Origin of the sequence: Pseudomonas sp. BS3767 (assembly GCF_900099665.1) — a bacterium.
GTDB classification, from domain to species: Bacteria; Pseudomonadota; Gammaproteobacteria; order Pseudomonadales; family Pseudomonadaceae; genus Aquipseudomonas; species Aquipseudomonas cerasi.
In genome coordinates this window covers 700,954-721,560 of sequence record NZ_FNCX01000002.1, presented here as the reverse complement: position 1 = coordinate 721,560, position 20,607 = coordinate 700,954, and the positions used below count along the sequence as shown (strand labels likewise).

21 protein-coding genes and 1 pseudogene are annotated in these 20,607 nt (G+C 58.4%); 13 read left to right on the top strand and 9 right to left on the bottom strand.

Annotated features, from left to right (window positions below):
- The first annotated feature begins 10 nt into the window (after positions 1-10).
- From BLR16_RS07815 to BLR16_RS07795, 5 genes and pseudogenes are all read left to right on the top strand, one after another.
- Entirely contained in the window at positions 11-610 is a 600-nt protein-coding gene (locus BLR16_RS07815) for a LysE family translocator (RefSeq protein ID WP_161437886.1), read from the top strand.
- Positions 611-710: 100 nt separating this feature from the next.
- Positions 711-2,267 carry a bifunctional aminoglycoside phosphotransferase/ATP-binding protein gene (locus BLR16_RS07810; protein WP_074805204.1) on the top strand — a complete coding sequence of 519 codons (1,557 nt, stop codon included), beginning with the start codon at positions 711-713 and terminating at the stop codon, positions 2,265-2,267.
- Between the two features lie 268 nt (positions 2,268-2,535).
- A pseudogene (locus tag BLR16_RS07805) lies at positions 2,536-2,756 on the top strand (TauD/TfdA dioxygenase family protein); the annotation flags it as partial.
- A gap of 148 nt (positions 2,757-2,904) precedes the next feature.
- On the top strand, positions 2,905-3,780 hold the full coding sequence (locus tag BLR16_RS07800) for a class I SAM-dependent methyltransferase (protein WP_161437887.1): 876 nt from the start codon (positions 2,905-2,907) through the stop codon (positions 3,778-3,780).
- Positions 3,781-4,340: 560 nt separating this feature from the next.
- Positions 4,341-4,538: a hypothetical protein gene (locus tag BLR16_RS07795; RefSeq protein WP_003313844.1), complete on the top strand. Its 198-nt coding sequence runs from the start codon at positions 4,341-4,343 to the stop codon at positions 4,536-4,538.
- Between the two features lie 104 nt (positions 4,539-4,642).
- Here BLR16_RS07795 and BLR16_RS07790 read toward each other — a convergent pair whose 3' ends face one another.
- The 3 genes from BLR16_RS07790 to BLR16_RS07780 form a co-directional block, all read right to left on the bottom strand.
- Positions 4,643-4,900, bottom strand: a complete 258-nt coding sequence (locus BLR16_RS07790) for a hypothetical protein (RefSeq protein WP_024663132.1) — start codon at positions 4,898-4,900, stop codon at positions 4,643-4,645.
- Between the two features lie 173 nt (positions 4,901-5,073).
- Positions 5,074-6,216, bottom strand: coding sequence for an endonuclease/exonuclease/phosphatase family protein (locus tag BLR16_RS07785; RefSeq protein ID WP_074805200.1), 1,143 nt, complete (start codon positions 6,214-6,216; stop codon positions 5,074-5,076).
- 33 nt (positions 6,217-6,249) lie between these two features.
- Complete coding sequence (locus tag BLR16_RS07780; RefSeq protein WP_003368738.1) at positions 6,250-6,912, bottom strand: YciC family protein; 663 nt, start codon at positions 6,910-6,912, stop codon at positions 6,250-6,252.
- Between the two features lie 197 nt (positions 6,913-7,109).
- Between BLR16_RS07780 and BLR16_RS07775 the strand changes: the two genes are divergently transcribed.
- The 3 genes from BLR16_RS07775 (at position 7,110) to BLR16_RS07765 (ending at position 9,321) form a co-directional block, all read left to right on the top strand.
- Positions 7,110-7,814 carry a DUF2076 domain-containing protein gene (locus BLR16_RS07775; RefSeq protein ID WP_044309419.1) on the top strand — a complete coding sequence of 235 codons (705 nt, stop codon included), beginning with the start codon at positions 7,110-7,112 and terminating at the stop codon, positions 7,812-7,814.
- A 397-nt stretch (positions 7,815-8,211) separates the two neighbouring features.
- A complete protein-coding gene (locus tag BLR16_RS07770) occupies positions 8,212-8,688 on the top strand; it encodes an NYN domain-containing protein (protein WP_003313837.1) in 477 nt (158 codons plus the stop codon).
- A gap of 21 nt (positions 8,689-8,709) precedes the next feature.
- Complete coding sequence (locus BLR16_RS07765) at positions 8,710-9,321, top strand: 3'-5' exonuclease (RefSeq protein WP_003431651.1); 612 nt, start codon at positions 8,710-8,712, stop codon at positions 9,319-9,321.
- Between the two features lie 4 nt (positions 9,322-9,325).
- On the opposite strand, the gene BLR16_RS07760 is transcribed toward BLR16_RS07765, so the two are convergent.
- Positions 9,326-9,793, bottom strand: a complete 468-nt coding sequence (locus tag BLR16_RS07760) for an Lrp/AsnC family transcriptional regulator (RefSeq protein ID WP_003431650.1) — start codon at positions 9,791-9,793, stop codon at positions 9,326-9,328.
- Between the two features lie 167 nt (positions 9,794-9,960).
- Between BLR16_RS07760 and yedA the strand changes: the two genes are divergently transcribed.
- Positions 9,961-10,875: a drug/metabolite exporter YedA gene (gene yedA, locus BLR16_RS07755; RefSeq protein ID WP_074805194.1), complete on the top strand. Its 915-nt coding sequence runs from the start codon at positions 9,961-9,963 to the stop codon at positions 10,873-10,875.
- 62 nt (positions 10,876-10,937) lie between these two features.
- Positions 10,938-12,266, top strand: coding sequence for an RNA helicase RhlE1 (locus tag BLR16_RS07750; protein ID WP_074805191.1), 1,329 nt, complete (start codon positions 10,938-10,940; stop codon positions 12,264-12,266).
- Positions 12,267-12,426: 160 nt separating this feature from the next.
- Here BLR16_RS07750 and BLR16_RS07745 read toward each other — a convergent pair whose 3' ends face one another.
- Together BLR16_RS07745 and BLR16_RS07740 are read right to left on the bottom strand one after the other, a co-directional pair.
- Positions 12,427-13,665, bottom strand: coding sequence for a TIGR03862 family flavoprotein (locus BLR16_RS07745; protein WP_175469382.1), 1,239 nt, complete (start codon positions 13,663-13,665; stop codon positions 12,427-12,429).
- Positions 13,666-13,771: 106 nt separating this feature from the next.
- Positions 13,772-14,689, bottom strand: a complete 918-nt coding sequence (locus BLR16_RS07740) for a histone deacetylase family protein (RefSeq protein ID WP_054081982.1) — start codon at positions 14,687-14,689, stop codon at positions 13,772-13,774.
- Between the two features lie 120 nt (positions 14,690-14,809).
- Between BLR16_RS07740 and BLR16_RS07735 the strand changes: the two genes are divergently transcribed.
- The 3 genes from BLR16_RS07735 (at position 14,810) to BLR16_RS07725 (ending at position 16,975) form a co-directional block, all read left to right on the top strand.
- Positions 14,810-15,379: a GNAT family N-acetyltransferase gene (locus BLR16_RS07735; RefSeq protein ID WP_092194196.1), complete on the top strand. Its 570-nt coding sequence runs from the start codon at positions 14,810-14,812 to the stop codon at positions 15,377-15,379.
- Positions 15,380-15,518: 139 nt separating this feature from the next.
- Entirely contained in the window at positions 15,519-16,388 is an 870-nt protein-coding gene (gene tesB, locus BLR16_RS07730; RefSeq protein ID WP_003368725.1) for an acyl-CoA thioesterase II, read from the top strand.
- Positions 16,385-16,975, top strand: coding sequence for an HAD family hydrolase (locus tag BLR16_RS07725; RefSeq protein WP_003431646.1), 591 nt, complete (start codon positions 16,385-16,387; stop codon positions 16,973-16,975). The genes tesB and BLR16_RS07725 overlap by 4 nt, the downstream gene beginning before the upstream one ends.
- 240 nt (positions 16,976-17,215) lie before the next feature.
- On the opposite strand, the gene BLR16_RS07720 is transcribed toward BLR16_RS07725, so the two are convergent.
- The 3 genes from BLR16_RS07720 to BLR16_RS07710 all read right to left on the bottom strand — a co-directional run bounded on the left by BLR16_RS07720 (position 17,216) and on the right by BLR16_RS07710 (position 20,562).
- On the bottom strand, positions 17,216-18,205 hold the full coding sequence (locus BLR16_RS07720) for a hypothetical protein (protein WP_003368723.1): 990 nt from the start codon (positions 18,203-18,205) through the stop codon (positions 17,216-17,218).
- Positions 18,206-18,209: 4 nt separating this feature from the next.
- On the bottom strand, positions 18,210-19,103 hold the full coding sequence (locus BLR16_RS07715) for a KPN_02809 family neutral zinc metallopeptidase (RefSeq protein WP_003431644.1): 894 nt from the start codon (positions 19,101-19,103) through the stop codon (positions 18,210-18,212).
- A gap of 172 nt (positions 19,104-19,275) precedes the next feature.
- Positions 19,276-20,562 carry an MFS transporter gene (locus tag BLR16_RS07710; RefSeq protein WP_161437888.1) on the bottom strand — a complete coding sequence of 429 codons (1,287 nt, stop codon included), beginning with the start codon at positions 20,560-20,562 and terminating at the stop codon, positions 19,276-19,278.
- Positions 20,563-20,607: the final 45 nt, after the last annotated feature.

Below are 20,607 nucleotides of genomic sequence, written 5' to 3'. Positions count from 1 at the left end.
AGGGTGTGATATGCATGAACTACTGAAGGTAGCGATTGAGTCTGCTGTACTGTTATTTGTTCCGGGACCGACGAATACGTTATTGCTGGCGGCCGGCGTGTCCAAGGGGTTTTTGAAGTCTGCTGGTTTACCGCTGTTCGAGCTTTCCGGCTACGTGATTGCGATCACCTTCTATTCCATTCTGATCGAATATGTCTCGGGCAATACAGTTTGTCTGTTTTTCATGAAGGTGTTCTGTGCGGGCTATATATCTTACATGTCTTGCAAGACGTGGAAGCTTTCAGGTGACTTTTTAAAAGCGACCGAAACTATTTTGGGGTTTAATATATTTATTGCTACGCTGTTTAATCCGAAAGCATTTATTGTGTCTTCGATCATCTTTTCCGTTACGCTTATCGACGATCCGATTTTAATTGCTCAGGAAATGCTGGTCTTTTCTGGGGTTATGTTGCTGGCATCCCTTTTTTGGCTGAGCGTCGGAACTTTTGTCAATCTCCATTCGCAAGAAGGAGGGGGCCCAAGGCAGGTAATACTTAAAGCATCAGCATCGGTATTGATGATGTTTTCTTGCGCTATATTATATTCAGGTGTTTCCAGCCTGCTGAGCTAATACTATTGATGACCAATATGAGCTGGACAGCGGTTTGCACAACCGTCTGTAGCAGCAATCATACCCTCCATGAATTTCCCCAAACTCCGAAGGATCACACGTGAGCCAGTCCCTGATTGCTGCCCTGCAAAATCCGGCCCTGTTCCCCCATCCGGTGGATCAGTTCCACGTCATCGAGACCCATATTTCCTGGGTCCTGCTTACGGGTAACTACGCTTATAAAATGAAGAAGCCGGTGAATTTCGGCTTCCTCGATTTCACCACCCTGGAAGCCCGCAGCCACTTTTGCAATGAAGAGCTGCGCCTCAACCAGCGCCTGACCGATAATTTATATCTTGAAGTGTTGCCAATCACCGGCAGCGCAGAAGCACCGCAATTGGGCGGCGACGGCCCGGCAGTCGACTACGTGCTGAAAATGCGCCAGTTCCCACAAAGCCAGCTGCTCAGCACCTTGCAAGCCAACGGCGAACTGACCAGCGCGCACATCGATGAACTGGCCAGGCAGATCGCGCACTTTCACCTGAATGCCCCGAAAGTGCCGGCCACACACACCGCCGGCACGCCACACGACGTCATGGTGCCGGTGCTGCAGAACTTTGAGCAGATCCGCCCTTTCCTCAGCGACAAGGCTGACCTGGCACAACTGGAAGCCTTGCAGGCCTGGGCCGAAAGCAGCTTCGAGCGCCTCAAGCCACTGTTTGAACAACGCAAGCTCAATGGTTTCATCCGCGAATGCCACGGTGATATTCACCTGGGCAACGCCACTATGATTGATGGCCATGTGGTGATCTTTGACTGCATCGAGTTCAACGAGCCATTCCGCTTCACCGACGTGTATGCCGACACCGGTTTCCTGGCGATGGACCTGGAAGACCGTGGCCTCAAAAGCCTGGCGCGGCGCTTTATCAGCCAGTACCTGGAACTTACCGGCGACTACCAAGGCCTGGAGCTGCTGAACTTCTATAAAGCCTACCGCGCCCTGGTACGCGCCAAGGTTGCACTGTTCAGCATGCCTTCCGAGGCAGACGCGGTGCAGCGCGCAACCACCCTGCGCCAATACCGCAACTACGCCAACCTGGCAGAAAGCTACAGCACTACCCTCTCGCTTTTCCTGGCCATCACTCACGGCGTGTCAGCCGTCGGCAAAAGCCACGTGGCCATGCGCCTGGTAGAAGCACTGGGGGCAATTCGCCTACGTTCGGATGTAGAGCGCAAGCGCCTGTTCGGCGAGCAGCATGTCGAGAACAAGCCGCAGGCAGGGATCTACGCGGCAGATGCCAGCGCCGCCACCTACGCGCGCTTGAACGAGATCGCCGACACCGTACTGCGCGCTGGTTTCCCGGTGGTACTGGATGCGACCTTCCTCAAGCGTGAACAACGCGACGCTGCGGCGAAAATCGCTGAGGCCACCGGCGCACCGTTCCTGATCCTCGACTGCAATGCGCCACAGGCCGTGATCGCCGCTTGGCTGGCACAACGTCAGACAGACAAGAACGATCTGTCCGACGCCACCCTGACCGTCATCGAAGGGCAGCAGGCCAATCGTGACCCGCTCAGCGCCGAAGAGTTGCTGCTCAGCAAACGCGTGGAGACCAATGAAAGCGGGACGCTTGACGCGTTGGTTGCGCAAATTCGTCAGCGACTGTCCCGTTCGTAAGTAAAATTTATTGACATCAAGCCCTCATCAGATAGGGGTCAAGAAATGCTGGCATTTTTCTTGACCCTTTTTGCGCTTTTTCATGCTGACGTTGCCGACAGTGACATCGTAACTCCATCGAGCCTTCCTCGGTCATCCGCAGTGCCGACAGCATAGAACGGCACCATCTATCTTTTTGCGTAGGCTGAATCAAATGCATCGAGAGTGAATTTAAGTCATTTGCTGCCTGAATATGTCAGCTATAGCCTTAATCGAACAACATTACCCCCACCTGTTCAGCCTGCTGCAGAGTCACTTCCACGGTTGGAAAATACTGTGCGCTGGCGCTGGCATAGCGGTGACGTAGCGATCTGGGATAACCGCGCCACCCAGCATTACGCGCTGGATGATTAAGGAACCCAAGAGCGCATCGTACGCCGGGTGACCTTCAAGGGCGAAGTACCGGTGGGCGTGCAAGGACAGCGGAGTCAGGTCACGAAAGGTCCTTAAAGCGGAATCTGGACGTTGCAAGCCAAATTGCAAGTGTCGATCGAAAAAACCAGCTATAGCAGACCAACAACTATTGATGGTGTAAAACGTGAAGGATAATCATGCAGAAAATATTAGTTGGCCCATAGTACGGTACAGGAAAGCTATGATGCTCACTTCACAGAAAAACGTTATTAATACGGGTATTCGAAGTCGAACTGCTTTTCAGGTTGCCGAACTCCGGGCCGCTCATCAGCTGCTGGATGACCCCATCATATTCAACGACCCGTTGGCCTTGCCGATTCTTGGCGAGCAGGCGGCAACCGACCTGCGACAGTATCCATTCCAATCCAACGATCTCCATGCGCGAGGCATACGTGCTGTCGTGGTTACTCGTAGTCGATTAGCTGAAGATGAACTCAAAAAATTTGTACACTCCGGAGTGAAACAATATGTCGTTTTAGGTGCCGGCCTTGATACATTCGCTCTCAGGAATACTTATCTTGAAGAGGGCCTTCATGTATTTGAAGTGGACCATCCATCTACCCAAGAATGGAAGAGAAGTCTCCTTAAAGAAGCGTCCATAAAAGTACCTGACTCATTGACGTTCGTGGCGGTTGATTTTGAAAGTAACACCTTAGCCGAAGAGCTGCAGAAAGCCGGTTTTCGCGCAGATCAACCTGCATTTTTTTCTTGGTTAGGCGTGACGATATACATATCCCAAGAAGCGATACTTGACACACTAACGTTTGTCGCATCGCTGCCAAAAGGAAGCGGCGTAATTTTCGATTACGGCGTCACCCCTACGTTGCTCGATCCCATTGAAAATGCCATAGGCGATCATCTTGTGAGTTTGATCGGGCAACTGGGTGAGCCATGGAAAACATGGCTTGACCCCGCTGTCATTGAACATGAGCTTCAGAGTATAGGATTTCAGTCCGTGAGAGACTATGGCTCTGTTGAGCTGAATGAGCTCTATCTGGCTAGAAGAAAGGATGGTTTGCGAATGCTCGGAACATTTCGATTGATATGTGCGAAGACTTGAGTATGGGTTTGCACGGATCTAATAGGTGCGGTTTCGTGCATACAGTTGTTGCTTCAACCCTCTAACGCTACGTGACGGTCCCAAGCAAACGGCCCGCCTTGTTAGGGCCGTTTCGCTTTGTTATGGGCAGATCTTGCCGAGGGTGTCATCCTCTCAAAAAATATCCTCTCAAAATGTCAATCCTCCATAGCGAGATTGACAGTCAACGGTGTTGCTGACGAAAACGCCAGAAGTCCACTAATTTAGAAGCTACAACGCTGTCAATGTCGCAGGTGCTAGGTGATAGAAAGCATTACTGGCCGGATGATCCGTTGGTGGCGGAGGCGAGGGCGCGGGTGAAACTGAGGGGGACGTGAGGTCCGGGAGCAATGGCTCGTAATCCAGTAGACCGAGAGGCTAAGCCGTCAAGCTCTGCCAACCGATCACGTTGAACTGCGTCAGGCTAATTAGGAGCTCGGCTTTTCCAGCGGACTTTATAAAGCAAAAGCGCAAAAATGACGGCAAGAGGCTATCTATGCGGTTAAGCTGTCCGCCACTCAACCAATGGACAGGAATCCATAATGAAAACTAACTTCGCTTTGTTGTTGCTGGCAGTCATCTCTATCTCGGGCTGCGTTCAAACCGCTTACAGCAAAAGCATCGCAGTGACCAAGGATGCATCGGGCCGTGTTGTGCAGACCGTTGAAACAGAGACGGTCACGCAGCCAGGTCAAGGTTATGAAATGCGTCTTGAGAAAATTCAGGGCGTGCAACGTTGAGTTGATCTCTAGAGGGAGAACCTCTTTATTCTGGTCACTTAGCTTGCAAGCGGGACGGTGACCCAGAGAACGCCAGGGCGCAAAGCCCTGGCAGGCAGCAGATGTCACTTTTTCTTTTTAGCCGGCTTTTCAGCCTTTTCAACCTTGTCTGATTTCTTGGCCTTTTCTGGCTTGCTATCCGCTTTTTTGGCCGCTTTCTTTGGCTCGGCGTCTTTTTTCTTGTCTTTCTTTTCGGAAGACTTGGAAAGCGTCGAGGCCGCTTCGGATTTCTTGGCAGGTGATGCCTTCTTGTCTTTCAGATCCTTGCTGGCTTTCGAGGCTTCGCCTTTACTTTTCTTGTCGTCTTTAGCCATGTTGATCACCCTTTGGTGTATGCCGGTATTGGCACGTAGCCCGTGGAAGTATCCATGGGCTAATCATTAGGCGAGCGCGCTCAGAAACGGTTCAAACTGTTTTGACACTGTCGGCTGTGAGGGCGCTATTCGAAAGTTTGGTGGCCAGCCAGAGTATTGAAACCTGAATGCTGCTCGCTCCCTCAAGGCAAAACCGGCAACAAAAACCGCCCGATCACCGGCAAGTGATCAGAGATCAACAACGTGTCATCCCTGCGCACCCTCGCACTCACTCGCTTCAAACTCGGGCTGTAAAACAGGTAATCCACCGTCCGGTCCGGCCCGTTGATGCGGCTGTCGTTGGGGAAGTGCGTCAGCCATTTGCTGCGGTCGATGCCGCTGGATTCGGCGTTGTCGGGGATCATCGGGTATTTCTCCCACAGCGCGTGCAGTTCGCTGTCGGCGGCGTAGCCGAGGCGTTGCTCCTCGGGGAGGCGCTGGTATTGGCCCAGCGGCAGCAGGTTGAAGTCGCCGCCGATCAGCCAGGGCGTGCCGCCGCTTTCCAGCTTGTCCAGCTGCGTTTCAGTGGCCGCGACCTGTTTTGGTGCGGTGTCGCCGGCGTGTCTGGCGGTGGTCAGGCTGGTGTTGATGACGGCCAGTTTGCCGCCGTCACGCAAGGGCAGGTAGCTGACCAGCAAGGCATCTTTTGGCTGGAACTGACGGCTGATGATGTTGGCGTCGGGCACCGGCAGTTGTATACGTTCGGCGCTGTCGATGTGGAAGCGGCTGAGGGTCGCGAGTTTTCTGCCGACGCTGCCCCAGATATGCGGGTTGGGTACGAACTCTGCCTTCCAGTAGAACGCCTGCGTGCTGCACGGGTAGAGGTCCGCGACACGCTCCTTGATCAGCGCCAGTTGATCCTGATAATCGGAGTTCTTGGCGCCATCGTCGACGCCTTGCAGCAGCACGATGTCGGGTTGTTCGTCACGGATGACCCGCGCCACTTCATCCAGATTGTAGGCAAGGTCTTCATGGGTCGGGCGTTCGTCCGGGCCGCTGCCGTCGGCCATGTCGTACCAGAACACATAGCGTTTACCCGCCAGGTACTGGATGTTCCAGGTCATGACTTTCAGCGCTTGCCCCGGCACCAGCTTCGGTGCCTCGACCGCTGGGTTGCAGCTCGCCGTGAGTAACTCACGGGCTGGAGGGCGCCAGGTCAGTTGGAAAACCAGTAACAGCAATACGGCGACCAGCAGCAAGCCGTACAGGGTCAGACGTAGCAGTAAACGGGGCATCGGCTCGACTTGGAGCGCCTGGCGCTCAGTGAGGGATTCGGCATTGAGCATACCGAATCGACGCACCTGACGTCAGCCTTTGCTTCAGGCGCGGTGTGCGGGTTCGCTGATCAGCATGAACAGGCGGAACGTCACGATGGTGGTGAACAGTTGCAGGAAGCTGCCGATGCTGTCGGTGATCACGGAAACCGCTGCGCTTTGCGGTTCCGGAAACAGGTACAGGCTGGCGCCCTCGAGCAGCCACAGGGGAATGTAGACGCTCAGTACGCACACCAGAATGCGCGTGAAGTGTCCGGTGGTCATCTGCATGCTTTCGCGCATGGCCATGAACGGCGTGAGTTTGCGCAGAACCAGCAGGTATTCGCTGAACGCCAGTTTGATCATTACCCAGATGCCGGGTACCACAAACAGTGAGAGGCCGAACATGATCAGCAGGGTGCTCATGGCCGACAGCACGGCGAAGGTCGGCCACAGGCGCACGGCCATGGCCAGTACATCGCGGGTGTGTACGTCCTCGCCACGGCTGCGTGCGTCGAGAAACAGGATCAGCGCGGCTGTATAGACAGGGTAGAAGAACAATCCGATCACCAATGCATAGGCAGGCGAAGTGTCGGCGGACATGGCGCTGCCCAGCGCTTGTTTGGCCAGCACTTCAAGGATCACGACAGGCAGGCACAGCAGCGCGATGCTGCCCAGATTACGCCGAAAGAAATAAAGCGAATCCTGGATGATGTTCAACGGGTTCATGGAGATAGATCGCAGGCTAAAAGCAGGCGCACACTTTAGCCCATGCCCCCTGTCTAACCAAGCGCAGTGGTTTTCGGCGCACGGCTTGTTATCTTTTTCTTCATGTCATTGAAGCGCGTCGATGAGGCCCCATTTTCTGCACATGGTCCTGCTATTGCGGCAGGGAAGAATTCCAGTGGCAACTCAGTGAGGTGGTCATGAACAGCGAAGAGCAAACCCTGATTGATGGTCTTTTCTCGAAACTGAAAGACGCTGAAACGGCATCCGCCCCGCGAGATGCTGCGGCCGAGGCGCGTATCAAGGAGCATTTGACCCGCCAGCCCGCTGCGCCGTACTACATGACGCAGGCGATTCTGGTTCAGGAAGCAGCCGTCAATCAGCTCAATCAGCAGGTAAAACAGCGTGATGAGCAGATTCAGCAGTTGCAGGCCGAGCTTCAGCAGGCCAGGGGGCAGTCCTCGTCCGCGCCAGCGAGTGGCGGGTTTTTGTCGAGTATCTTTGGCAGCAGCGCACCGCGCGCCTCGCAGCCGCAACCGAGCCAGCCTTCCAGTGGCGGCTGGCGTGATGGTGGTGGTTTCAATCCTGCACCTGCGCCCGCAGCGCCACAGGGCGGTTATGCCGCGCCTGCTCCGGCTGCCGGCAGCGGCTTTCTTGGCGGGGCGCTGAAGACCGCGGCCGGTGTAGCGGGCGGTGTGCTGCTGGCAGAGGGCATCAGCAGCATGTTCAGCCACCACAGCCAGCCGCAGGAGATCGTCGAGGTCATTCACGACGCGCCACAGGCTCAGGACACCGGCTCGTTCAATGATCAGGGCGGTTGGGGACAGCCGGATCAGCAGTACACGGCTGACGACAGTTTCGACGATGGTGGTGACATGTTCTCGGACGATGATTCGTTCGTTTGAAGACGTGACGGTCGTTCTTCACGTTCCAGCGCTCATCGTTATGCACAAATCTCCAAGAGCCCGAAAAGCGTGACTTTCGGGCTTCTGCCCGCAGGTCGGGGGCGGCGATCCGCGTTGCTCACGAATACGATGGTACAGATGCTCCATTTTCAGGGGTTACCGGCCTCTTCGCGAGCAAGCTCGCTCCCACGGCCTGCGGCCAGAATCAAGAGCAGACTTGTGTATAACGATGAGCGCTGGAGCGTGGGAACGATAATCTGTGCCATGCCGCGCGGGCCTCGCAGCGGCCGATACCGATCCATCCCTCAATTCCTTCCTCAAACTGGCATACTGGGCGCCGATTCACGTTCCGGATCGCTGTAACCCGTGGGCATGTTGCCCGCCATGAGGAATTGCGGTGAAGAAGATCGCGGTGTTCGCCGACGTGCAGAACCTGTATTACACCGTGCGCCAGGCGCATGGCTGTCATTTCAATTACGCCGCCTTGTGGGCGGATATCAGCAAGCGCGGCGAGATCGTTCACGCGTTTGCGTATGCCATTGATCGTGGCGACAGCAAGCAACAGCAGTTCCAACAGATCCTGCGCAATCTGGGGTTCACGGTCAGGCTCAAGCCGTACATCCAGCGCAGCGACGGTTCGGCCAAAGGGGACTGGGATGTCGGCATCACCATCGATATTATGGATTTCGCGCCGCAAGTGGACGAAATCGTGCTGGCGTCGGGTGATGGCGATTTCGACATGTTGCTCGAACGCGTGATCAGCAAGCATGGGGTCGAGGCCGTCGCCTACGGCGTACCGGGGCTGACCGCGAATTCGTTGATCCGCGCCGCCAGCCGTTACGTGCCGATCGAAGGCGCGTTGTTGTTGAAATGAATTTACAGGGCCAGGCCAGTGTTGGAACGTATTGCAGTCATCGACTTTGAAACCACCGGTATCTCCCCAGGCCATAGCTGCCGGGCGACCGAGATTGCGGTGGTGATCATGGAGCAGGGGCGTATCGTCGAGCGTTTTCAGAGCTTGATGAATGCCGGCGTGCGTATTCCTGCGTTCATCGAAGGGTTGACCGGCATCAGCAACAACATGATTCGTACCGCCCCCAGCGCCGAGCGGGTGATGGGCGATGTGGCGGATTTCGTCGGCTCGACACCGCTGGTGGCGCACAACGCCTCGTTCGACCAGAAGTTCTGGGATTACGAGCTGTCACGTATCCAGCGCACGCGCGAACAGAGCTTTGCCTGTTCACTGCTGCTGGCCCGACGTCTGATGCCGGGCGCACCGAACCACAAGCTCGGCACGTTGACCCGCTATGCGCGCCTGCCCGACACCGGCAAGGCTCACCGGGCGATGGCCGATGCGGAAATGGCGGCCAACCTGACCGTGCACTTGACCAACGAATTGCGCCAGACCCACGGCATCTCTGCCATTTCTCACCAGATGCTGTGCTCCCTGCAGAAAGTCCCCGCCGCGAAGATCAACGAAACGCTGAAGCGTCAGCGCGGCGTCTGAACGGTCAGTGCTCCTGCTTGCCGTTGCTGATCAAGTAATCGGCCGGCAAGCTGCGTTCCACGGCTGTCGACAGCACGATTGATGTCTTGCTGAAGCCAAACTTGGCGATCCGGTTGATCAGGTCTTCCAGGTGCGGCATCGAATCGACCGCCGCGCGCATGATCACACACGGGTCGCCCGTCACCCGGTAGCACTGGATCAGTTCGGGGATTTTCCACAGTTCCTTGTACGCCTGCTGATTGCCGTGACTGCCCATGCGCAACTCGATCAGGCACTGAATCGGCAAGCCGACTTTCGACAGGTCAACCTTCGCTTCGTAGCCGGTAATCACACCACTGGCCTCCAGCTTGGCGACCCGCTCGGCCACGGCGGGCGCGGACAGATTGACCAGCTTCGCCAACTGCGCAAAAGACGCCCGGCCATTTTTCAGCAGCTCATCGAGCAGAATCCGATCGTATTTATCCAGGGTCATGGCGTGCCTCGTACCGTGCGGTAGGCAATTTTAAAATAAAAGGAAAGCAGGTCTTACAAGCATTGAATCGTAAGTTTCAGCGCGGTTTAAACAGGTTTGTCTGCTTAATATCTGCCTTGGGCCTTCATACAATAGGTCAACCATAACAATGATCCCAGGGCCTTGCCATGCCTCAGTCCGTTCGTGTTTCACCTTTGCTCATCGGTGCCTTTCTAGCCTTGTACCTGATCTGGGGTTCTACCTATCTGGTGATCCGCATTGGTGTGGAGTCATGGCCACCGTTGATGATGGCGGGTGTGCGCTTTCTGATTGCCGGCTGCCTGATGTATGGCTTTCTGCGGTTTCGCGGCGTGCCTGCGCCGACCTGGCGCGAGTGGAAAGCCGCGTTCGTGATCGGCTTCCTGTTGCTGGCCTGCGGTAACGGCGGTGTGACCCTGGCTGAACACGCAGGCGTTGCATCAGGCGTTGCAGCACTGGCGGTGGCGACCATGCCGCTGTTTACCCTGCTGTTCGGCCTGTTCTGGGGCAATCGCACCACTAACCTTGAGTGGGCGGGCATCGTGCTGGGCCTGATCGGCATCGGCCTGCTGAACCTCGGCTCCAATTTGCAGGCCAGCCCTTATGGCGCCGCCGTGGTGATCTTTGCCGCCGCAGCCTGGGCGTTCGGTTCGGTGCTGAGCAAGCACCTGCCGTTGCCGAAAGGCCCGATGGCCAGTGCGGCGGAAATGATCACGGCGGGAGCGACGCTGCTGGCCGGCAGTGCCTTGAGTGGCGAGCGTCTGGCGCATATGCCGACGGCGGCGGGCTGGGGTGCGCTGCTGTATCTGGTGGTGTTCGGCTCTATCGTCGCGTTCAGCGCTTATATGTACTTGCTCAAGAACGTGCGCCCGGCTGCGGCGACCAGCTACGCCTACGTCAACCCGGCCGTGGCAGTGATGCTCGGCGTGGTGTTCGCTGGCGAAACGATCGGTGTCGAAGAGTGCATGGCCATGGTGGTGATCATCAGCGCCGTCGTGCTGATTGGCCTGCCGCAATGGCGCAGGTTGCCGCCGCAAGAGGTCGTATCGACACGCACAAGCTAACCGAGGCGCGCCGGACAGGTTAAACTGCGCGCCTTGCGTTGAATCTTTCCTACGGTATTACCATGACATTCGCCTCTCTCGGCCTGATCGAACCCTTGCTGCGCGCCCTCGAAGCGCTCGGTTACCAGACTCCGACGCCTGTACAGACCCAGGCAATTCCTCCGGTACTGGCGGGCCGCGATCTGATGGCAGTTGCGCAGACCGGCACCGGCAAGACCGCAGGTTTTGCTCTGCCGCTGCTGCAACGGCTGACCATGGAAGGCCCGAAAGTCGCTCCCAACTCAATTCGCGCGCTGGTGCTGGCGCCGACCCGCGAGCTGGCCGATCAGGTTCACGAAAGTATTCGTCAGTACGCCGAGCACCTGCCGCTGACCACCTACGCGGCTTACGGCGGCGTGAGCATCAACCCGCAGATGATGAAGCTGCGCAGGGGCGTGGACGTGCTGGTCGCGACCCCCGGTCGCTTGCTCGATCTGCATCGCCAGAACGCGGTCAAGTTCTCCCAGTTGCAGACGCTGATCCTCGATGAAGCTGACCGTATGCTCGACCTGGGCTTTGCCGAGGAATTGCGCGGTATCTATGCCGTGCTGCCCAAGCAGCGCCAGACCTTGCTGTTCTCTGCGACGTTCTCCGACGAGATTCGTCTGCTGGCCGCGCAGATGCTCAATGACCCGCTGACCATCGAAGTCAGCCCGCGCAACGTCGCGGCGTCTTCGGTCAAGCAATGGGTCGTGACCGTCGACAAGAAACGCAAGGCGGATCTGTTCATCCATCTGATGAAGAAACATCGCTGGGGGCAGGTGCTGGTGTTCGCCAAGACCCGGGTTGGCGTCGATCAACTGGTGGATCGCTTGCAGGCGCTGGGTATGAACGCCGACGGTATTCACGGCGACAAGCCGCAGGCCACCCGCCAGCGTGCGCTGGACCGCTTCAAGAGCAACGAAGTGAAGATTCTGGTGGCCACCGACGTGGCTGCGCGCGGTCTGGACATCGATGACTTGCCGACTGTGGTCAACCTGGACCTGCCGATCGTGGCCGAGGATTACATTCACCGTATTGGCCGCACCGGCCGTGCGGGGCTGACGGGCGAGGCGATTTCGCTGGTGTGTGCCGATGAGGTCGAGTTGCTGTCAGCCATCGAAGTGCTGACCCGCCAGACCCTGGAGCGCAAGGAAGAGCAGGACTTCGAACCGGAGCATCGCGTGCCGAGTACGGATGCCAGCGGCCAGATCCTGAAAAAGCCCAAGAAACCAAAAAAACCCAAAGTGTCGGGCAGCAAGCGCAACCTGGGTAAATGGGTCGACAGCGGCGAGTTCGAGCCTGCGCCGGTGGTCAAACCGGTACGCAAGGTCCCGGTTTTCAACACCGGCCCGCGCAAGAAGAAGCCTTGATATACACATGTGAGAGCGAGCCGGGCGACGCTTCGCTTGCTCCCTAAGAGGTCATGACAGACTTTGGAAGTAGGGCGGCAGGACCATCGTCTTCGTGAGCAAGCTCACTCCCACAGAAGGATTTATGTATAACGCTGAGCGCAGAGCATACGCACAGGAATCACTGTGAGTTCAGCCACTCCACCATCCCCAACCCCGCAGCGCGGCCGCTGGCGAAGCAGGCGGTCAGCAGGTAGCCGCCGGTTGGCGCTTCCCAGTCGAGCATTTCACCGGCGCAGAATACGCCTGGCAATTGCCTGAGCATCAGACGTTCGTCCATGGCCTCGAAGGTGACGCCCCCTGCGGTGCTGATGGCCTCATCGATGGGGCGTGGTTTGATCAGGGGCAGTGGCAACGCCTTGATCGCCTCGCTCAGCAACAGCGGATCGGCAAACGCTTCACGAGGCGCAAGCTCGCGCAGCAGCGCTGCCTTCGCGCCGTCCAGCCCCAATTGGCTGTGCAAATGCTTGGACATCGAGCGCGAGCCGCGCGGTTTGCTCAGGGCTTTGTGAATGTCCGACAGCGTTTTGCCGGGCAGCAGATCGATATCCACAACCGCTGAGCCGTGCAGGTTGATTTGTTCACGAATCTGCGCCGACAGCGCATACACCAGGCTGCCTTCGACACCCGTCGCAGTCAGCACGCATTCGCCCAGGCGCAGAGCGTGGCCATGCAGGCCCATCGCAATATTCTTCAGCGGCGCACCGGCAAACTTGTCGCGCAGCAGGTCGCTCCAGGCGCTCACCTCGAAACCACAGTTGGCGGCCTGCAAAGGCGCAACCTCGACCTGCTGTGCTTGCAGCCATGGCAGCCAGGCCCCGTCAGACCCCAGCCGCGCCCAACTGGCACCGCCCAGCGCCAGCAACGTGGCTGCAGGTTTGATTGCCAGTTCATCGTCAGCATGAGTGATGCGCAGGCTGCCATCAGCCTTCCAGCCTAACCAGCGATGCCGCGTGTGAATCGTGACACCCGCATCACGCAGCCGCTTGAGCCAGGCGCGTAGCAGGGGGGCGGCTTTCATGTCTGTGGGAAACACGCGCCCCGAGCTGCCGACAAAGGTCTCGATACCCAGCGCATGAATCCACTGGCACAGGGCATCAGCGTCAAAGCCGCGCAACAGCGGTGCGATCATCGGCGAACGTTCGGCATAGCGCGCCAGAAACGCCGGGTAGGGCTCGGAGTGGGTGATATTCATACCGCCCACCCCGGCGAGCAGAAACTTGCGCCCAACCGACGGCATGGCGTCGTACAGATCGACCTTCAGCCCGGCCTGGCTCAATACTTCTGCTGCCATCAACCCGGCAGGGCCGCCTCCGATGATGGCGACGGTTCGGGCAGCGGAGGGGGCGAGGTCGGTCATGGTCAGCGAAATATCGATAGCAGAGGGGTGGGGCATTCTACCCGAGCGCTCTTTCAAGGTGTGGCGCACGTCATGGCCTGCGACTCAAGCGAAGTACCGAGCGGGGTCACAAGCCCATGTCGTTCCAGACCCGTTGTGCACTGTGGTGGAGAATCCCGTGGCGTCTTGCCAGTGCCCGGCGGTCCTTGCTGTAGCCACCGCCAATCACGCCCATGACCGGAATGTCGCGGCCCAGACAATGACGCAGCACCGCTTCGTCGCGATTGGCCAGCCCCTGGTCGGTGAGCTGCAGATAACCCAGCGCATCATCCTTGTGGACATCGACCCCTGCGTCATACAGCACCAGGTCCGGCTTGTAGAACGGCAGCAGGTAGTTGAGCAGGTCGTCGACCACGTTGAGGTAATCGGCGTCGCCCATGCCCATCGGCAGCGGGATGTCCCAGTCGCTCTGCGCCTTGCGTGCCGGAAAGTTCTTTTCGCAGTGCAGCGAGACGGTAATGGCGTCCTCGGTATCAGCCAGAATGCGCGCCGTGCCGTCACCCTGATGCACATCGCAGTCGAAGATCAGCACCTTGTCCACGCGGCCGCTTTGCAGCAGGAACTGACTGATCACCGCCAGGTCATTGAAAATGCAGAAACCCGCCGGGTAGTCATAGTGCGCATGGTGGGTGCCGCCCGCCAGATGGCAGGCCAGACCATGCTTGAGAGCCTGCTCGGCAGTCAGCAGTGAGCCGCCCACCGCACGGATGGTTCGGCGTGCCAGAGCCTCGCTCCACGGCAGCCCGAGACGTCGCTGGTCTTCGCGCGACAGATCGCCGTCAAGGTAGCGGTTAATGTAGGAAGGATCGTGAGCCAGCGCCAGAATGTCCGCCGGGCACAACTCGGGACGCATTAATTGAACGTCACTGGTCAGGCCGCTGTCGATCAAGTAATCGCGCAACAAACGAAACTTGTCCATCGGGAAGCGATGATCCGCCGGGAAATCCGGGCTGTAGTCTTCGTGGTAGATAAGCGGTAGGGACATTTTGCGTCCGTTGAAGGGCCGAAGCCCGATAGTGCCAGTAAAGTATCCGCACGCCCAGTTGTGTGGCGCAGTGGATACCCGCACTGACGCCCACTCATGTCTCGTTACACGGGGGAATCGATGGAACCGATACTCAAGCTTGATAGCGCCCGACTGCTGATGCGGCAGTGGCGTGACGATGACTTGCCAGCGTTCGCCGACATGTGTGCGGACCTTCGTGTCATGCGCTATTTTCCTCAACCCCTGAGCCGTCTTGAAAGTGCTGCCATGATCGGACGGTTGCGTGGTCATTTTGCCGAGCTGGGCTTCGGGTTCTGGGCGCTGGAGCGCAAGGATACCGGCGAATTCATCGGTTTTACCGGGCTGCATGTCGTGGGTTTCAAGGCACCTTTTACGCCCGCTGTGGAAATCGGTTGGCGGCTGGCTTATGACCACTGGGGCCTGGGCTTTGCCAGCGAGGTGGCCTGGACCGCGCTGGGCTGTGGTTTCGAACGCCTGGAGCTGAAGGAGATCGTGTCGTTTACCGCGGTCAATAATCAGCCGTCGCAAAAGGTCATGCAGGCAATCGGTATGCAGCAGGATGAGTCCGGCAACTTCGATCACCCCAATCTGGAGGACGGCCACCCGCTCAAGCCGCACGTGCTGTACCGGATCAGTCATGAGCAGTGGCTCAAGACGCTGAAGCCTTGATCAGGGTGTAGATTGAATTAAGCCAACCATTTTAAATCTGTATCATTCCATTCCAGTGGGATGGGCTTGAGGCCTGTCGGAAAATGCAGCGACTGCCGTTGCCGTACCAGTGCAAAGTCGATGTATGAGAGGAATGAGAATGAGCCAAGTGCTGGATGATCTGGTTGAGCTGCTGACGCTGGAAGCCATTGAAGAAAACCTGTTCCGTGGGCACAGCCAGGATCTGGGCTTTCGCCAGTTGTTTGGTGGTCAGGTGCTGGGTCAGTCGCTGTCTGCCGCCAGTCAGACGGTTGAAGAGGACCGTCATGTTCACTCGCTGCACGGCTACTTTCTGCGTCCCGGCGATGCCGGTTTGCCGGTGGTCTATCAGGTGGATCGCGTACGTGACGGCGGCAGTTTCAGCACGCGCCGCGTCACTGCCATCCAGAAGGGCAAGCCGATCTTCACTTGCAGCGCGTCGTTTCAGTACGATGAAGAGGGCTTCGAGCATCAGGCACCGATGCCGCAGATTGTCGGTCCGGAAAACCTGCCGTCCGAGCTCGAGTTGCTGACCCGCCGCGCACACCTGATCCCTGAAGCGATGCACGACAAGTTTCTGCGTCCCAAACCGATCCAGTTCCGTCCGGTGACCTCCGAGGATCCGTACGATCCCAAGCCCGGCGAGCCTGTGAAGTACGTGTGGTTCCGCGCCGATGGCAGCCTCCCGGACGTGCAGGCACTGCATCGTTACATGCTCGCCTATGCCTCCGACTTCAACTTGCTGACCACGTCGCTACTGCCACATGGCAAGACGGTCTGGCAGCGCGATATGCAGGTTGCCAGCCTTGACCATTCGCTGTGGTTTCACAACGACCTGCGCACCGATGACTGGCTGCTCTACGCGATGGACAGCCCCTGGGCAGGCAACTCGCGCGGCTTCTCGCGCGGCAGTATCTTCAACCGCGCCGGGCAACTGGTCGCATCGGTCAGTCAGGAAGGGCTGATCCGCCATCGTAAGGATTGGGCATGACACTCGAAGGTATACGGCACTGGGTGTTCGACATGGACGGTACCTTGACCGTCCCTATCCACGACTTCCCGGCCATCAAACGTGAATTGGGCATCCCTCAGGACGATGACATTCTCGGGCATCTTGCTGCGTTGCCTGCTGAGGAATCGGCGGCCAAGCACGCCTGGCTGCTGGAGCATGAACGCGAGCTGGCGCTGGCTTCGCAGCCTGCCGAGGGCGCGGTCGAGCTGGTTCGCGAGTTATCGGCGCGCGGTTATCGACTGGGCATACTCACCCGTAACGCCCAGGAGCTGGCGTATATCACCTTGAAGGCTATCGGCCTGGATGACTGCTTTGCCGTCGAGGATGTCCTGGGCCGCGACGAGGCGACCCCCAAACCGGACCCTGCAGGTTTGCTGAAACTGGCCACTCGCTGGAGTGTCGAGCCGAAGCAGATGGTCATGATCGGCGACTACATGCATGACCTGAACTGCGGCCGTGCGGCGGGCGCCAAGACTGTTCTGGTCAACCTGAAGGACAACCCCTGGCCGGAGCTGACTGACTGGCATGCGGAGGATTGCACAGTGCTGCGCGGGATGCTGAGGTGATCTGAGCTGCCTACCGTGCCAATGCGGAGCGCTCACCGTTATCCACAAGTCTTTGTGGGAGCGACCGGGGCGGCGATCCGCATTGCTCGCGAAGACGGTATTTCAGTCGATGCATTTTCGACGACTATGTTGACCCTTTCGCGAACAAGTTCGCTCCCACGGCCTCCGGCCAGAATCAAAAGCGGACTTGTATGTGGCGTTGCACGCGGAGCGTGGGGACGATAGTTATATCCCTATCACTCAAAACGGCTTGAACAGCACCGCCTGACCTTCCGGTGAAGTGAAGATCCCGTCGCCGTTGTGGCCGACTTTCGGCACGATCACCAGACGCTGGTTCAGCCCTTCCGGGTGACGCTTCTGCAGATAGTTGAAGTAGTTCTGTCCGCGAATCAGGCGGTAGGGACCTTGCGCCTCGGCGGCACAGGTCTTGTCCAGCGCCGGGTGGTTGCGGTCGGTGTCCAGCTCGCCCATCAGGTAAGTGATGTCGCGCTTCACGTAATTCTTCTCGATGTCAGCCGGCTTTTCCTTGCCCGAGTAGAACGGCATCTTGTTGAGGCCGTATTTCCAGTCGTTGAAGTTCGGGCAGCTCTGCGCGGTTACCGGCTCAGGCCGTTCCGCGTCGAAATAAGCGTAGGACGACGGATTGGCGATCACGTAGCGCAGCTTCACGCCTTCACGTTGCAGCAAGGCGTCTTCCTTGCCGCCGATCATCGCGTAGCGCTGGACCACCTGGGCACCACCGGAGTGCCCGGCAATGACGATTTCCTTCAGGTTGGGAAACAGCTTGCTGTCGCTCAGGCGCTTGAGGATGTGGTCCAGCACCAGAAACGAGCTGACCGGCTTGGGATCGGTGGAGGTTGCACCTTCCATCCAGCTGTTCTGGCGCCAGCGCAGGATAGAGTCCGGCAGGTGGTGCGCGACGATATCCTTTTCATCCAGAAATTGCGGGGCGATCAGCAGGGTCTTGCTGCGCTCTCTGGACTGGTTGGCCGCACGTTCGATGCTGCGCAGGTAGGTTTGCGCATTGCGCAGGCGACCGTGCAGGACGATCACCACGCGCTCGATCTTCGGTTTGGGGTGTACCCACTCCTGGCTCAACCCCAGAGTCGCCTCAGCGCCATTGATGGCGAGGCGATCCGGGCTGATGGAATTGACCGCTTGATCCTCGGCATGCGCCCCGAGGCTCACGAAGGCAGTGCTCAACAACAGGACCAGAAGCGGTTTAATCATGTGCTCAGAGACTCTTGGCGGCGAACGTATCGCATTGATTGATTTGACCTTGGGCAAAGCCTGCCTTGAACCAGCGTACACGCTGTGCAGACGTGCCGTGAGTGAAGGAGTCCGGAGCGACTCGACCACTGCTTTGCTGTTGCAAGCGATCATCGCCGATAGCGTTGGCCGCGTTCAATGCTTCTTCAATATCACCCGGCTCGAGCCAGTTCAAACGATTTTGTGCGTTGTACGCCCAAACACCGGCAAAGCAGTCCGCCTGCAGCTCCTGGCGGACCAGTAAACCGTTGGCACCTTCCATTTTCTGCCCGGCCTGGCGAGCCTTGTCGACCTTGGCGGAAATGCCCAGCAGGGTCTGCACATGGTGCCCGACTTCGTGAGCGATCACGTAAGCCTGAGCGAAGTCGCCAGCGGCGGAAAAGCGCTGGGCCATTTCACGGAAGAAGTCCATGTCCAGATAGACCTGCTGGTCAGCCGGGCAATAGAACGGACCGGTTGCCGAGGTCGCGCGACCGCAGGCCGAGTTCACCTGGCCGCTGAACAGCACCAGCGTAGGGTCCTTGTATTCGCGACCATTCTGGGCGAACACGGCACGCCAGGTGTCCTCGGTATCGCCAAGGATGCTGCGCACGAATTCGGCCTGCTGGTCGTTGGCCGGCGGCGCTTCACGCGTCTGCGCGCTGGGTGGAGCGCTTTGCTCGGTTACTTGCCCGGTCAGTTGCCCGAGAATCTGCATCGGGTCCTGACCGGTGAGCAGGCCGATGGCGACGATGATGACGATGCCGCCCAGCCCCAGGCCCTTGCCGCCGATGCGCATGCCACCGCCGCCGCCACCACTGCTGCCGCCATCGCGCGCATCGACTACGTTGTCGCTGCGTCGGCCTTTTTTCCAGAGCATGTCGGATCCCTCTTCTTTTCGTGCAATGAGTGTCGCTGCTGATACGCGAATACGCCAGTCCGGCGTGTTCCGGCCAGCGTCGTGTGCAGAATGCGAGGGTATAGAGGTGCGCCGGGGCTGATTGGTTCGCGCAAGCTGTACCGTGGCTGTGTTTTGCTGAAATCCGCCGCTGTCAGGCTTGTTTGACGGTCTGCGCGTTGAGCATGTCCGGCGGCGAGGCGTCGGCAAAACGGTCGACCTGGCGCAACGATTTGAAGCCCGTCATCCAGGCACCGACCACGCCCAGCGTGCAGACGCCACCCATGATTGCGGCAGGGATGGCGCCGACCAGCGAGGCACTGGTGCCTGCGCGGAACTCGCCCAGCTCGTTGGAGGAGCCAATAAACAGCATGTTCACGGCATTGACCCGGCCGCGCATGTTGTCCGGCGTCGAGAACTGCACCAGCGCCGAACGAATGAACACGCTGACCATGTCCGCCGCGCCCGCGATCAGCAGGGCCAGGCATGACAGCCAGAACAGTGTCGACAGTGCAAACACCAGATTCGCTACGCCGAACAGGCCGACGGCGAGAAACATGGTCATGCCGACGTTGCGCTGCAGCGGGCGCATGCTCAGGTAAATGCCCACGCCCAGTTCTCCCAGGCTCATCGACGCCCGCAGCATGCCCAGCCCTTGCGGTCCGAGGTGCAGCACTTCATGGGCGTAGATCGGCAGCAGCGCCACCACGCCGCCGAGCAGCACGGCGAACAGGTCCAGCGAAATGGTGCCAAGGATGATTGGCCGCGAGCGAATGAAGGCGATACCTGCGGTGAAGCGGCCCCAGGCGCTGGAGCCCAGTTCCACCGGTTTACCGGCAAAGGGCGTTGCCACGGGGGACAGAAACAGGATGCCGGCAATGAAGGCTGCGACGCAGACCGAATACGTCAGCTCTGCGCCGCCCAGCCAGTACAGATAGCCACCGATCAGCGGGCCACCGACAGTCGAGCAGCGCATAATCACGCTGTTGGTGGCGATGGCCGAGGGCAGCTGGTCGCGCGGGACAATCTGCGGCAACAGGCTTTGCAGCGCCGGACCGGTAAAGGCGCGGGCGCAGCCATACAGCATCAGCGCGCCATAGATCAGCCGCAGGTCTTGCAGCTTCAGCACCGAGAACACCAGCAGAATGACGCCACAAATCGCCTGCACCCCCCAGCTGAGCATCAGGATGATCTTGCGGTTGTAGCGGTCGATCAGATCCCCGGCAGGCATCAACAGCAGCAACATGGGAATGAACTGAGCAAGGCCCACATACGCCAGCGCCATCGGCTCGCGGGTCATGTCATACACCTGCCAGGCAAAGACCACCGCCTGAATCTGCATGGCAAACACCGCCATCAGACGCGAGAGGATAAAACTGACGAAACCGGGCTGGCTGGACAACTTGACCGGGGCAGAAGGCGCGGAAGACTCGGAGCTCAAGAAAAAGGATCCCATCGAAGCAGCTGATTCAGGTTTTTGGTTTAT

Coding starts and splice junctions, on each gene's coding strand:
- BLR16_RS07715 (WP_003431644.1), bottom strand. CDS start 19,103: ATGCTCTGGAAAAAAGGCCGACGCAGCGACAACGTAGTCGATGCGCGC.
- BLR16_RS07740 (WP_054081982.1), bottom strand. CDS start 14,689: ATGTCCCTACCGCTTATCTACCACGAAGACTACAGCCCGGATTTCCCG.
- BLR16_RS07775 (WP_044309419.1), top strand. CDS start 7,110: ATGAACAGCGAAGAGCAAACCCTGATTGATGGTCTTTTCTCGAAACTG.
- BLR16_RS07750 (WP_074805191.1), top strand. CDS start 10,938: ATGACATTCGCCTCTCTCGGCCTGATCGAACCCTTGCTGCGCGCCCTC.
- BLR16_RS07780 (WP_003368738.1), bottom strand. CDS start 6,912: ATGAACCCGTTGAACATCATCCAGGATTCGCTTTATTTCTTTCGGCGT.
- BLR16_RS07800 (WP_161437887.1), top strand. CDS start 2,905: ATGCTCACTTCACAGAAAAACGTTATTAATACGGGTATTCGAAGTCGA.
- BLR16_RS07815 (WP_161437886.1), top strand. CDS start 11: ATGCATGAACTACTGAAGGTAGCGATTGAGTCTGCTGTACTGTTATTT.
- BLR16_RS07725 (WP_003431646.1), top strand. CDS start 16,385: ATGACACTCGAAGGTATACGGCACTGGGTGTTCGACATGGACGGTACC.
- yedA (WP_074805194.1), top strand. CDS start 9,961: ATGCCTCAGTCCGTTCGTGTTTCACCTTTGCTCATCGGTGCCTTTCTA.
- BLR16_RS07745 (WP_175469382.1), bottom strand. CDS start 13,665: ATGACCGACCTCGCCCCCTCCGCTGCCCGAACCGTCGCCATCATCGGA.
- BLR16_RS07735 (WP_092194196.1), top strand. CDS start 14,810: ATGGAACCGATACTCAAGCTTGATAGCGCCCGACTGCTGATGCGGCAG.
- BLR16_RS07720 (WP_003368723.1), bottom strand. CDS start 18,205: ATGATTAAACCGCTTCTGGTCCTGTTGTTGAGCACTGCCTTCGTGAGC.
- BLR16_RS07785 (WP_074805200.1), bottom strand. CDS start 6,216: ATGCTCAATGCCGAATCCCTCACTGAGCGCCAGGCGCTCCAAGTCGAG.
- tesB (WP_003368725.1), top strand. CDS start 15,519: ATGAGCCAAGTGCTGGATGATCTGGTTGAGCTGCTGACGCTGGAAGCC.
- BLR16_RS07795 (WP_003313844.1), top strand. CDS start 4,341: ATGAAAACTAACTTCGCTTTGTTGTTGCTGGCAGTCATCTCTATCTCG.
- BLR16_RS07760 (WP_003431650.1), bottom strand. CDS start 9,793: ATGACCCTGGATAAATACGATCGGATTCTGCTCGATGAGCTGCTGAAA.